Here is a 12,762-nt window from a genome sequence, read left to right as displayed (position 1 = left end):
TCCAATACTATCACTGTCGAAAAAGGCAGGCTATTTGGGCAATTTGCGGCTATTCGCGATAAAAGACGACTAATCACACCTTATGCAAGTATGTTTGAGTATGCGCAAGTATGGATATTAACAGCTGAAAGAAGACTCGTCAGTACTCTATTGCCACTCTCTTGATCTCTTCAAGTGATGTTACTCCGTCAAGAACTCTTTGAACTCCATCATTGTAGAGAGTTCGCATTCCCGAGGAGACCGCAGCCGCTGCGAGCTCTCTTTCTGAAGCGTTATTGCCGATAAGCTGTCGAAGACTGTTGTTCACCACAAGGATTTCGCTGATGCTTGTTCTGCCTCTATATCCCATCCCTCTACATTCGGGGCAGCCATTTCCCGGTATATATTCGGTGAAGTCCTCGCGGTTCGGATAAAGGGTAGATGCAAGCTTTCTCACTTCTTCTCTCACGGGAATCTTCACTTTGCAGTTGTTGCACAACTTTCTTACCAGTCGCTGTCCCATGACACCAATCAGTGAGGTCCCGAGCAAGAAGGGATCCACCCCCATATTTACTAGTCGGGCCACCGCGCCTGCGGCGCTATTCGTGTGAATCGTTGAGAAAACAAGATGCCCGGTGAGAGATGCTTCAATGGCAAGCTGGGCAGTCTCTCTATCTCGTATTTCGCCAACCATAATTATGTCGGGGTCCTGCCGCAAGAAAGATCGAAGGTATCTCGCGAAAGTCAATCCGATGTCCGTATTTACTTGACATTGAGAAATACCTTCTATGGTGTATTCGACTGGGTCCTCAGCGGTCAAGACATTGACTTTATCGGAAGTAACCTGGTTAAGAACGGCGACCAAAGTTGTTGATTTTCCGCTCCCCGTAGGTCCTGAAACAAGTATGATCCCATAAGGAGAGCTAATAATACTCTCGAAACGCTCCCTGTTGTAGTCGGAGAGGCCCAGATCTTCAAGCTTCTTCTTAGCATTTGAGACCCGTAGAATTCTCATAACAACTTTCTCACCGAAAATTGTTGGCATCGTCGAAACCCTCATGTCGAACTGCTCATTGCCTCTCCTAATATAGAACTTTCCATCCTGAGGCATTCTCTTCTCTGAAATATCCAGATTGCACATGACCTTGATTCTGGATACAACAGAGTTGTGAGCCTTTCTAGGATAACTCAGAACCTTTCTCAAGACCCCGTCGACTCTCAGTCTTGCAACTGCCATTTTCTCGTAGGGCTCTAGATGGACGTCACTGGCATCGCTTCTGATGCCGTTGTCTAGAAGGGAGTTAATGAACTTCGCGACGGGAGTATCATCGGTTTCGTCCTGTCTGTCATCCTCAAGATCAATTTCCGTGTGCTGTTCTATACTGAAAGTATTATCGATTATCTCACTAGAAGCAGACTCCTCGTAAGAGGATTTATAAAGTGCATCAAACATGGGAGGAGGTACGAGAAGAGTGTGTATCTTATCCCCAGTCAGGAACGAGAGCTCTCTGTCTATTTGTGGAACCTTAAGGACATCGGTTGTTACCACTTTCAAAACGTTGCCCTCTGGGGAAAAATCGATTGGAATTACGTTCAGCCTATCCGCAACAGGCTTGGGAATCATTCTTAGGACTTCTGGTGAAAGCAAGTTAGGGACTTCATCCAGTACTTTGAGGCCGTACTGTTTGGAAAGAGAATCGTAAATGTCCTCCCAAGAGATGACGCCCATTCCGACAAGAACTTCTCCAATCGGCTTTCCTACTTTTTTTTGCAGCGCTACGGCCTGCTGGAGAGCATCTTCACTGATGAGACCTTGATCAATGAGTAGCTCTCCGAGTCTTTTATAGACTCTCAAATACTATTCCTCCTCGTTTATATCCAATCCGAATCTGTAGATCGCGGGAATGTCTGAAGCGTCGCCCATCAATTCGCCTTCATCGAGTTCCAAGCCTGCCGCTATCAAGGTTATATCAAGCTCATCATCGTTCATGTCAGGATCAACAATAAGTCCGAGTTTGACATCTGCATCCTCACTGCAGTTCTGTCTCACAATTGCGGCAGCAATATTCATCTCTCTGAGCGTAATGTTCTTGGCGGAGACGTTGAGAATTATTCCCGTCGCATTATCGATAGGCTTTTCCAGTAAGCGGCTTTCAAGGGCTCTTCGCGCAGCTTCTTCGGCGCGTCTCTCACCGGAGCCTACTCCAATGCCCAGCATCGCCGTTCCGGCATTTCTCAAAACCGACTCGACATCGGCAAAATCAAGGTTGATATACCCGCGCTTTGTTATGAGCTCGGAAATACCCTTTATTCCGTGATGAAGAGTCTCGTCGGCCTTTGCAAAGGCATCTACGATTGAAGTGTTCGGCGGTAACTCTTGCAGAAGCTTGTTATTCGAGATTCTTATTAGTGTGTCCACCGAATTCTTTAGTCTTCTCAATCCTTCATGGGCAGTCTTCAAGCGGGTGTTTCCTTCAAAGAAGAAGGGGGTCGTCACTACGGCAACAGTAAGAATTCCCATCTCTCTAGCTATCGAAGCTACTATTGGAGCCGCACCCGTTCCTGTACCGCCCCCCATGCCTGCAGTGATGAAAAGAAGATCGGTATCCTCAAGAAATGTTCCGATCTCGTCGACGGACTCCTCGGCGGCTCTTTCGCCAACGTTGGGGTTTCCGCCGGCTCCAAGACCTCGTGTCAGCTCCGTTCCAAGCTGAATCTTCAGTTCGGCCTTGTTGCTTTCGAGGACCTGAATATCCGTATTGGCCGCAATGAATGTCACTCCGTGTATTCCCTCAGAGATCATTCTGTTAACAGCATTTCCTCCGGCTCCACCGACGCCAATTACTTTTATTGATGGCAATCTGATTTCAGCATTCTTCTTACCAGTGTCAATCTCAAAGCTCATCATCTACACCTCCAAAGAAGAGGGATTTAATAAAGGATCCGAAACCTTTTTTAGGTCTTTCTACCACGCTCTCTACAGCTTCTCCCTGTACTTCCTCGGGGGAGACCAGATTGCCCAAACACGAACTGAATACGGGATCATTAGCAACATCATGGCTGTTCTCAATACGCTTGTTGAAACTGGTTTCGTATGTTCCAATTCTTACTGGCATTTTCAGAGATTCTACTCCCACATCTGTCAATCCTCTCAGCTTTGAACCCCCACCACTAAAGACCACTCCGCCGGGAATTCTCTCTTCCGAATACTCGGGATTGTTTATCACGAAGAGTTGAATCTCTTTCCTTATCTTGTTCAGGAGTTCCTTAACTCTTGCGTATATCACAGTGGACAGCCTCCTGACAGAGACGTTCTTTCTTGTTCTCTCATCTAGGCCGAAGTATTCCACAACGTCTTCGGAATCCGGTGGGAACATGCTGCAGTGACCATAGTTTACGAGAAGTCTCTCGGCTTCATCTACAGATGTGCCCAGTACTCTGGCAACATCAAGGACTATGTGTCTTATTCCAAGAGGAATTCTTGAGATGTAAACAGGAAGATTCTCTCTGTAGATAACAATCTCCGAAAAACTGTGACCCAAAACTACGCTTACCACTCCGTGCTGCTTTTCGGTGTCGGTGAGTACCGCTTCCGAGGCAGAGATCAACGCCGGAGAAATGAAAAAGTCGCCCCTTCCGAAAAGCTCTTCGAAAAGCCTTCGGAATATTTCGACTGACTTTCCTTCGCTGGAAACAAAGACCATCTCCACGTTAAGTTTCTTAGCATACATCTCGACGGGGTTGAAGACGACTTTGTCATCATCAAGAATATACTTGCGTATATAACTTCTGTGTATGTTAGTGTTACCCGTCTTCATCTTCTCGGCCTTTAAACGGCTCATAATGGTCATTATCGTCTGCTCTCTAACCATTACCTGTTTGTCTTCGGAGAGAACCTCTTCAATGTTTTCGGAAAATACTGAATAATCTCCGTCCGTGAAACTTATCTTGAAGTCCGCTTCAACATCTTTCTTACCCATCTGACCCGTTAGGTCCTCGATCAGCTTCTGAATCGACTGCTTAAGAGCGACCGCGTCTTTAACTTCGCCCTTGTCAAGTCCAACAGTCTTGACACTTCCATAAGCCTCAAGAGTCATCTGACCTGTCTGTTCTCTACTTACCACCACACCCTTGAGGGTGTTCGTGCCAACATCGAGAGAAACTGTATAATCCTTCCCCCTGGCCATCAATGTCACCTCGCTCTCAACAGTTTACCATCACTCAAGAAAATATATTCGCTTCTGTCGGAGGCGTTTTCTAGCTGAAGAAGAAGGTCCCTGTTTGCTTCTAAGCTCTCCCAGTCCATAACTTTAACTCGAATCCCGCGTCTGAGAAGTAGTACGTTGTTCTCAAAGTCAAAGTATGATACCAGTGCCAGTACGCTTCTGTCAGCAAGAATGCCCTCTACCGCTCCGGCAAAAATGTCTATGTCTCTTTCGCTAGCTACATAAACTCCATTAGTAAGAAGAAATCTTACCCCGCCAATAACCGGGTGATTGAAAATCTCGGTAAGATCGGCGTAATCAACTATAACAAAATCCTCCGATACCCAGTAGTATTTGTCTTCATAGCTAACAACAAACTTTCCCGGTTTCAAATAGACCCTACCTCCGGAAACATCAATACTTCCCGGTGGGTAAATTATATCAGTTTTCCATGTTCTTCTAAAGGCCAGCGGAAATTCAACTAGAATCTCTCCCGAATTGACTATCCTGGTCAACTGCTCAACGGGAGCCGTGAAGAATGACTCCAGTACGAAATTCGCTATGCAAAACATCCAAATGGTAAAAAGGACCACCACGCAAATCCCGGCTCTAAGTGAAAGACTCATACGTCAAGATTGGAAATACTTAGTGCATGTCGTTGTATAAACGACCTTCTTTCCTCCACCTCGCTACCCATTAGAATGGTGAACACACGATCAGCTTCCTGTGCATCTTCAATACTAATCTGCACTAATTTCCTGTCGTTGGGGTTCATTGTCGTCTCCCAAAGCTGCTCGGGATTCATCTCACCGAGCCCTTTGAATCTCGAGTAATTCAGCTTTCGGTCAGAATGCTCTTTCAGAAAAGTAGTAAGTTCCTCATCGCTATAAAAATAGAATTTCTGGCGATTCATTTCAATCTTATAAAGTGGAGCTTGAGCAATGTAGACTTTTCCAGTGGTTATCAGCGGTGTCATATACCGATAGAAGAGCGTAAGAAGCAATGTGGTTATGTGTGCGCCGTCGACATCGGCATCGGTCATGATTATGATCCTTCCGTATCTCAGTGATTCCATATTAAAATCCTCGCCCATACCTGTCCCGAGAGCGACGATAATATTGCTTATTGTTTCGCTCTTCAACATTCTGTCCAGTCCGGCCTTTTCCACGTTCAGTATCTTGCCTCTCAGCGGAAGAATAGCCTGCATCTCTCTAGAGCGTGCCATTTTCGCCGAACCGCCGGCAGAATCTCCCTCGACAATGAATATCTCGGTTTCATCTAGATTCCCGGAGATACAATCTGCAAGTTTGCCAGGAAGAGTTGTATTCTCGAGAGCGTTCTTTCTTCGAATCATCTCTCTTGCTTTTTTAGCTGCAAGCCTTGCTCTGGAAGCTTCAAGGGCCTTACTAAGTATTGACTTTAGATCCTTCTGATTGTAGTCGAAGTGCTCTTCAAGTTTCTCTTTCACTACCTTCATCACTGCTTCGAAGGCCTCATCGTTCCCGAGTTTAGCTTTAGTCTGACCCTCAAATTGCGGTTCCTTTACAAAAACGCTCAGAATCGCGGAAAGCCCTTCCCTCAGGTCTTCACCCTGGAGATTCAGATCTTTTTCCTTCAAAATGTTGTGCTTTCTGCCCAGATCATTCATTGTCTTTGTGAGGACCGTCTTGAACCCGGTGAGATGAGTTCCCCCTTCGATAGTCTTTATGTTGTTCACGAAGGTGAGTACATCCTCGTCGTATGAAGTGGTGTACTGCATGGCGAGCTGAATCTTCACATCATTGTATGAACCTTCTAAGTAGATAGGATCTTTATGAATTGATTTCTTGTTTTTGGTCAGAGCCTTTACGAACTCAACAATTCCACCTTCGAAGTGATAGCTCCTCTTCTCTTCATTTCTTCTGTCTTCAAAGGTGATTTTTATTCCTCCATTGAGGTAGGCAAGTTCTTTGAATCTCGCCTCAAGGATGTCGAAGTCAAAGTCGGTAATGTTGAATATAAGAGGGTCCGGCTTGAAGCTCGTTATTGTTCCCTTTTCTTTTGTCTCTCCAACGATTTCGACTGGAGCAAGAGCCTTTCCTCGTTCATACTTCTGTCGATAGACTTTGCCATCTACCATTACTTCGACTATCATCCACTCAGACAAAGCGTTTACCACAGAAGCGCCGACACCGTGGAGGCCTCCACTTATCTTGTAAGAGTCTTTCGAGAACTTCCCTCCGGCGTGGAGTGTCGTCATTACCACTTCAAGAGCGCTCGTCCCTGTATCGGGATGGATATCTATCGGTATTCCCCTTCCGTTGTCGCTGACAACGACGGAACCGTCCTCCGTTATTACGATACTTATATTGTCGCAGTAACCGCCCATTGCCTCGTCTATGCTATTGTCGACGATTTCATAAACGAGATGGTGAAGACCGGACTTTCCCGTCGACCCAATATACATTCCAGGTCGCTTTCTGACGGGATCGAGCCCCTTAAGGATCTTTATATTTTGAGCGTTGTATAAATCAGACATTGAGCACCTCCAGGTCTATCGTCCAATTCTGAATCTGATTCTCTTGATTGCTTCTACTCCTATCACGGAGTTCATTCTCTCCAGAAAAATATTCTCTCTAAGTTTCATTTCATTAAGCCACATACCGTCGTCAACTCTGATAATTAGAGTTCCGTCGGTGAAATCGACTATAGAGGAATGATTTGCAATTGGTTCTCCAACTATTTCTTCCCAATCTTTGTTTAGTTCGAAGACTCTAATCTTTCTGAACAGTCCCGAACTCCTTACCAGATCATCAAATATCTGCCCTATAGTCCGATGGTTCCACTTCATCTAATCCGCTCCAATTACTGTCTTCTGTCATTATGTATCCTTCAAAATTGTCCAGTAAGAGCCGAGTCATTCCATCGGTGAAGTCTTCAATAAGGACTCTATCCTCCAGTCTTCTGACCGGAACGATTCCCACGCTGGTATGGGTGATGAAGACTTCATCGGCACAGAAAAGTTCCCAGGCCGGAATTGGTCTCTTCTCAACGGGGATTTCCAGTGACTCACATAACCCAATGACATTGTCTCTAGTTATTCCCGGCAGCACCCCGGACTGAATATCCGGTGTCGCAACAGATCCATCGAGAACAAGGAAAATGTTAGAAAAAGAACCCTCACAAAGACTGCCCTTTTCATTTAGAATGATCATGTCGTAATTATCTCCAAGGGCCTTTCTTGTTCTAATATTCCAGCTTGCACCAGGCATCTTCAAATGAGGATCGACTATTTCGCCCGAAGGCTTTAAAAAAGGTGAGATCGAGATCTTTACACCCAATTCATAGATATCCTTCGAAGCTGAAGGAAGTCGGCTGAAAACCACTGCGATTATGCTTCCAGAAACGTCGTTCATCAATGAGATGCGAATTCTGAAATCCTCGGTTTGAACAGCCTTGTTTCTCTCCAACCCTTCAATAATTAGCGAGTTCAGCTCCTTGCATGTGAACGGCAAGTCGAGTCCCAACAGATTCGCGGATTGCTTCAGTCTATCAAAATGCTTTCTGAACGCAAAAGGTAATCCATTATACGTTCGAACTACTTCATAGACCGATTCGCTGTTCATTACTCCCGGTATGAGGATGCTAATCCGGGAAGCGCCTTCGTCACACCACTGATCGGCAATATAGTTCTGCATCGGAACCCTCCTCATCACTCTGTAACTCGATTATTTTCGCATCCACAAAGCCTTCGTGTTTTCCCGCAATTCTGTGAGGTATGTAGTACTCATCGAATCCGTGACTGCAGAAAGAATCTGATCTCTCGATCAAAACTCTATTCATCCTGCCAATCTGTTTCACAAGATAGCTCGCTCTTGATCGAACTGCCTCTTCCATGAGTTCCACAGATCTGGATTTCTTGACGCCCGAATCTATCTGGCCAGTCATTTCCGCCGCTTCAGTTCCTGGTCTCTTCGAGAATCTAAAAACGTGTACTTTCAAGAAGTTCACCTCTTCTATGATTCTCAATGTCCTTCTATGATCATCATCACTCTCTTCAGGAAAACCGGTTATCAGATCTGTAGTAAACGCAAACCTTGAATCAATACTTCTGGCTCTCTCTACGGCTCTAAGATACTCGCTAACTGTGTAGTTCCTTCTCATTGATCGTAGAACCGCGTCTGACCCGCTCTGAAGAGAAAGATGGAGATGTCTGGCAAGCCTCGACGAGTTAGCTATCAGTTCGAGAAAACTTTCATTCATTGTGTCCGGGTCGATCGAACCTAGCCGAATTCTCCAATCTCCACGAATCTTCTCAAGCTCGTAAAGGAGTTCAGCGAGAGACGTATCTAGGTCAAAGCCGTAATATCCAATGTTGATTCCCGTCAATACTACCTCTCTATAACCTCTCTCTACTAAACCGCTAAACTCTCTCTTCACTAGATCAACTGGCTTACTGATAATCTTATTGCCCCTTGCCAATCTTATTCTGCAATAAGAGCAGTGGTTCAAACACCCGTCTTCAATTCCCAAGAAGGCCCTAGTTCTCCCTTCAATACTGGAAGTAACAGTCAGAAAACTTCCTTTCTCGACTCCATCAGGGCGATTCAACTGCTTTGAGACGAATCTATGTATGGCCGTTTTCTCTTTGACTCCAATCACTTCATCAGCTCCGAGCTTTCGTAATTGATTTGGTGAAAGCTCGGAGTAACAGCCTGCAACTATAATCTTTGAATTCGGGTTGAGACCCTTCAGCCTCCTGAAAAGCTGTCTTAGTTTTCGTTCCGCTTCGGAGGTTACTGTGCATGAATTTAGAATGAAGAGATCCGCATGTTCCTTAGAAAAACTCACTTCGTAATCTTCCAATCTCTCGGCCATTGCCTGAGATTCATACTGGTTCATCTTGCAGCCGAAAGTATAGATTGAAACGGTTTTCCTCATCTATCGATCTTGCCTTGCGTCGCTGCATGAATGAGATGGATCCTGTTGACTACTCCCATCAGTTTCCCCTCGGCATCGACTACAGGCATTATCTTGAGTCCATTCTTGATGAGAAGGTCAGCGGCATAAATTACAGTATCATCGGGCCTGATTAGCACTGGCGGTTTTACCATGTGCTGTGAGACCTGGTCGTCCTTAATCTTCCCCAATCGTATAACGAACTGATGCGTATCGGGAATGAATGATGCCGATTGAAGAAGACTGAAGTAGCTCGGAAGAGCACTCTTGATTACATCGCTTTCACTCAGAAACCCTACAACTCTGAACTCCTCGTCGACAACTGGAAGACCTGATTTGTTCTGCCTCAAACAGAAGACGATGAAATCCTCGATTGTCTCATCTTCGAAAATTGTCGAAACATCTCTTATCATTGCTTCGCTTACTTTCATTCAGATCACTCCAGTTCCCGCACATCGAAAGAATCTATATGCTCATCTATGTCCTTAATAGATATTAGTTCTTTGCTTATGTATTCTGCTTCCGCAACGGCCGCCGACATACCCCTCTTTGCTGCCAAGAAGCAATCCTTTTCATCCTCGATCATGGAGTGGACCACCCCAGCCATGAAAGCATCGCCGGTTCCCAGCAAATGGGATCTGTCGATATGACCCCTGGTCTTGAACAGCCAGACTCCATCTTTGGTTGCTATGACGTCGCCTTCTATGGCGTATGAGAGTATTGCCAGTTTGGCGCCTTTTTCTATGATCTTCTTCGCCGCTTTGATATAATCATTGAGATCGACTAGACTCTCTCCGAAAATCAGCTTTCTGCTTCTCAGATCAGGCCGAGCCACAGTTATCACTCCAGCGTCTACGGCCATTTCGAAGGCAGGACCGATACCTTCGGCAAATGCCAACTTACCCGCATCAGTGACCTTTTTGCATAGTGTTTTGCAAATATCGTTGTCCACACCTCTCGGAATGCTGCCGGAAATCACGACATGCCTGACTCGTGAAAGAGCCACTTCGAATCTCCGGAGAAACATCCGTAAGTCATCCGGCTTTATCAAGGGGCCGGATGAGTTTATCTCGGTTATCGTGTCGCCTAACGGATCGACTATTGCAATATTCTCCCTGGTTTCTTCCTCCACATGTACGAAGCCGGTGGTTATCAGGTCACTTATCAGACGCATTCTCTCTTCGACTACTTTGCCAATATTCCCGCCGAGGAAGCCCATTGCAACGTTTCGAACTCCAAGGCCGGCGAGAATTACTGATACGTTTACACCCTTACCCCCAGGATCCATCACCGAGTAACTGGGATTCTTCACCCTGTGGAATTCGTTTATACTGAAATTCTCAACAACAATTTCCCTGTCGAGAGCAGGGTTGAGAGTAACGGTAAGGACGTTCACCACTCACCTCCGATGGAGAGGAATTATCGGTTGTTCAGAACGAAAACCTCTGGACTTCCGACATATGAAATTTTACCATTTTTCAGAACAATCAACAAATCAGAAATGTCTAGAAGTCTCAAAACAAACCTGGAAGAGATAATCATAGTCACATTGTTTCTTGTCTCCAGAAGTATGTTTTTCACCTCGGTGCATGCATCGTCGTCAAGGTGATCGAGAATGTTGTCAAGGATGATTATTTCCGGATGGCGAACCAGAGTCGAAAAGACCAGTAATGAAAGCCTCTTAAAGAGCGGAATACTCTTTAGGGAAGTCTCTGCTTTCACCGAGAGGAGGTCGAGCAAGTCGAGTTCGTGAAACAGATCCAGTTCACTCTCCTCAAAATCCTCGAACTCAAAGGTCTTGCCTTTCAAAAACCTGAAGAATTCGATCAACGAGAAGTTAGACATTGCTTCTAGGAAGGTTGTATCGACGTATGCTACCCGCTTTCTCACGCTCTTTCTATCTAGATTGTCAATATCCGCACCGAAGAGTTTTATTGAGCCGGTATAACTCACTTTATCGAAGAGTTCTTCATTCAAATGAATGAAACTCCGCAGAAGAGCTGACTTTCCGGATCCTCTTGCTCCCTGAAGAAGAGCGATACTTCCCCTTGGTACATCAAGCGAAATACTGTCGAGCATCTTCTTGCCTTCGACTATTAGAGAGAAAGCTTCAAGAGAAAGAGCAGCCTCAATCACGAGACTGCTCCTCTTTACCGTTCTTATCGTTTAAACGACTAAAAATCTCCCTGTTGGCGAGCAAATCGCCATTCTTTGCTTTTTTCAATAATTCAATTTGGGAAAGAATTCTGGGACTTGTTTCAACTGGTCTTGCTCTCTTTTTTTCGGCCAAGTTTTCACGTCCCTTCGCGTGTGTTTACTATTATACACACAGACTCTTTGCTCGAAAATGATACGTAAATTAAGAGCCTGTAATTAAATCGCTAAGTTAGTCACGCTTGGACGTGTTTAACATGCCGAGCAATGCCTTCAACTGTTTGCTTCTAGAAGGATGTCTCAATTTTCTGAGAGCCTTTACTTCGATCTGCCGGATTCTCTCTCTAGTCACGTTGAAAAACTGTCCCACTTCTTCAAGAGTCTTTGTCTTTCCATCTAGAAGACCATATCTCATCTTCAACACCATTGCTTCTCTAGGGGAAAGAGTGTCGAGAATCTGATCTATCTGTTCTCTCAACAGCATTTTCATGGCAGCTTCCTCCGGCTGCTCCATAGAATCGTCATGAATAAAGTCACCCATTGTCGACTCTTCATCGCCACTTATTGGTGACTCAAGTGAAACCGTCTCCTTCGATGCAGCCAAAATCTCTTCGATCTTCTCAGGTGTTTTGCCAGTAAGCTTGCCCAGTTCTTCGATCGTCGGATACTCTCCGAAATCCTGTAAGTGCTCCCTGATAACTTTATTCAGCTTGTTTATCGTTTCAACCATGTGGACGGGAACTCTTATCGTTCTTGCCTGGTCTGCAATAGCTCTTGTGATGGCCTGCCTGATCCACCAGGTAGCATACGTGCTGAACTTGTAGCCCTTCTTCCAGTCGAATTTCTCGACGGCCTTGATCAGCCCTATGTTTCCTTCCTGAATAAGGTCAAGGAATGTGAGACCGCGTCCGATATATCTCTTAGCAATAGAAACTACAAGTCTCAGGTTAGCTGTGATTAGCTCTTCCTTTGCTTTCGGTTCGCCTTTCTGAGCACGACGTGCAAGCTCTCTTTCTCTACTTGGAGTAAGGAGAGAGATTTTGCCGATCTCCTTCAGATACATCTTTATCGGGTCTTTGAGAGAGATGTTGTCATACATTTCCGGTGTTGTCTCTAGTATCGAAACGAGTTCTTCGCCGCCTTCGTTCTCTATGTCATCGTCTTCCTCTACGGGTTCTTTTTCAACGATATTAATTTTGTTCTTCTCGAATTCCTCATAGATTGATTCAACAAGAGTTGAATCAAAACCTTCATAATCTGGTGGGAAAGCGCTGTCGATATCTTCGTACGTAATGAAGCCCTTCTTCTTTCCCTGCCTGAGAAGTTTCTTGATTCGCTTATCTATCTCTTCTTTGGTAATCAGAACATTGTTTTCACCGTTATCATCGGAATCTGTTTCTTCAACAACTATTTTTTCGGCGAGTGATTTGATGTTCTCTTCAATGACCTTCGCCTTTGTCCTTGTTTTCCTTTTCTGTTTTTCCAA

General features: G+C 45.2%; 12 protein-coding genes. All 12 read right to left on the bottom strand.

Going from position 1 to position 12,762, the window contains the following annotated elements; genetic code table 11:
• Positions 1-139 precede the first annotated feature (139 nt).
• The 12 genes from Y697_RS06405 to rpoD all read right to left on the bottom strand — a co-directional run bounded on the left by Y697_RS06405 (position 140) and on the right by rpoD (position 12,762).
• Positions 140-1,834, bottom strand: coding sequence for a GspE/PulE family protein (locus Y697_RS06405; RefSeq protein WP_121550816.1), 1,695 nt, complete (start codon positions 1,832-1,834; stop codon positions 140-142).
• Positions 1,835-1,837: 3 nt separating this feature from the next.
• Complete coding sequence (gene ftsZ / locus Y697_RS06400; RefSeq protein ID WP_259462342.1) at positions 1,838-2,884, bottom strand: cell division protein FtsZ; 1,047 nt, start codon at positions 2,882-2,884, stop codon at positions 1,838-1,840.
• A complete protein-coding gene (ftsA, locus tag Y697_RS06395) occupies positions 2,874-4,166 on the bottom strand; it encodes a cell division protein FtsA (protein WP_121550814.1) in 1,293 nt (430 codons plus the stop codon). Before ftsA ends, ftsZ begins: the two co-directional genes overlap by 11 nt.
• A 5-nt stretch (positions 4,167-4,171) precedes the next feature.
• Positions 4,172-4,810 carry a DUF4894 domain-containing protein gene (locus tag Y697_RS06390; RefSeq protein WP_121550813.1) on the bottom strand — a complete coding sequence of 213 codons (639 nt, stop codon included), beginning with the start codon at positions 4,808-4,810 and terminating at the stop codon, positions 4,172-4,174.
• Positions 4,807-6,702 (bottom strand): DNA topoisomerase (ATP-hydrolyzing) subunit B, encoded by a 1,896-nt coding sequence (gyrB, locus tag Y697_RS06385; protein ID WP_121550812.1) that lies wholly within the window; start codon positions 6,700-6,702, stop codon positions 4,807-4,809. Before gyrB ends, Y697_RS06390 begins: the two co-directional genes overlap by 4 nt.
• A 15-nt stretch (positions 6,703-6,717) precedes the next feature.
• Positions 6,718-7,014: a DUF721 domain-containing protein gene (locus tag Y697_RS06380; RefSeq protein WP_121550811.1), complete on the bottom strand. Its 297-nt coding sequence runs from the start codon at positions 7,012-7,014 to the stop codon at positions 6,718-6,720.
• A complete protein-coding gene (locus Y697_RS06375; RefSeq protein ID WP_121550810.1) occupies positions 6,977-7,861 on the bottom strand; it encodes an aminotransferase class IV in 885 nt (294 codons plus the stop codon). Before Y697_RS06375 ends, Y697_RS06380 begins: the two co-directional genes overlap by 38 nt.
• Positions 7,830-9,104 (bottom strand): tRNA (N(6)-L-threonylcarbamoyladenosine(37)-C(2))-methylthiotransferase MtaB, encoded by a 1,275-nt coding sequence (gene mtaB / locus Y697_RS06370; RefSeq protein ID WP_121550809.1) that lies wholly within the window; start codon positions 9,102-9,104, stop codon positions 7,830-7,832. Before mtaB ends, Y697_RS06375 begins: the two co-directional genes overlap by 32 nt.
• Positions 9,101-9,553: an HPP family protein gene (locus Y697_RS06365; protein WP_121550808.1), complete on the bottom strand. Its 453-nt coding sequence runs from the start codon at positions 9,551-9,553 to the stop codon at positions 9,101-9,103. The genes mtaB and Y697_RS06365 overlap by 4 nt, the downstream gene beginning before the upstream one ends.
• A 5-nt stretch (positions 9,554-9,558) precedes the next feature.
• Positions 9,559-10,518, bottom strand: a complete 960-nt coding sequence (locus Y697_RS06360) for a 1-phosphofructokinase family hexose kinase (RefSeq protein ID WP_121550807.1) — start codon at positions 10,516-10,518, stop codon at positions 9,559-9,561.
• A 23-nt stretch (positions 10,519-10,541) separates the two neighbouring features.
• Positions 10,542-11,258: an ATP-binding cassette domain-containing protein gene (locus Y697_RS06355; protein WP_121550806.1), complete on the bottom strand. Its 717-nt coding sequence runs from the start codon at positions 11,256-11,258 to the stop codon at positions 10,542-10,544.
• A gap of 250 nt (positions 11,259-11,508) precedes the next feature.
• Positions 11,509-12,762: an RNA polymerase sigma factor RpoD gene (gene rpoD, locus Y697_RS06350; protein ID WP_121550805.1), complete on the bottom strand. Its 1,254-nt coding sequence runs from the start codon at positions 12,760-12,762 to the stop codon at positions 11,509-11,511.

It is taken from the genome of Mesotoga sp. BH458_6_3_2_1 (assembly GCF_003664995.1).
In the GTDB taxonomy this organism is placed as follows: domain Bacteria; phylum Thermotogota; class Thermotogae; order Petrotogales; family Kosmotogaceae; genus Mesotoga.
Note: the sequence above shows the minus strand (reverse complement) of the source record. Positions and strands in the feature narration are given on the sequence as shown.

Bases quoted from the DNA above. Each gene is read 5' to 3' on its own strand.
- Y697_RS06390 (WP_121550813.1), bottom strand. From the start codon at position 4,810: ATGAGTCTTTCACTTAGAGCCGGGATTTGCGTGGTGGTCCTTTTTACC.
- mtaB (WP_121550809.1), bottom strand. From the start codon at position 9,104: ATGAGGAAAACCGTTTCAATCTATACTTTCGGCTGCAAGATGAACCAG.
- ftsZ (WP_259462342.1), bottom strand. From the start codon at position 2,884: ATGAGCTTTGAGATTGACACTGGTAAGAAGAATGCTGAAATCAGATTG.
- Y697_RS06380 (WP_121550811.1), bottom strand. From the start codon at position 7,014: ATGAAGTGGAACCATCGGACTATAGGGCAGATATTTGATGATCTGGTA.
- ftsA (WP_121550814.1), bottom strand. From the start codon at position 4,166: ATGGCCAGGGGGAAGGATTATACAGTTTCTCTCGATGTTGGCACGAAC.
- Y697_RS06365 (WP_121550808.1), bottom strand. From the start codon at position 9,553: ATGAAAGTAAGCGAAGCAATGATAAGAGATGTTTCGACAATTTTCGAA.
- Y697_RS06375 (WP_121550810.1), bottom strand. From the start codon at position 7,861: ATGCAGAACTATATTGCCGATCAGTGGTGTGACGAAGGCGCTTCCCGG.
- gyrB (WP_121550812.1), bottom strand. From the start codon at position 6,702: ATGTCTGATTTATACAACGCTCAAAATATAAAGATCCTTAAGGGGCTC.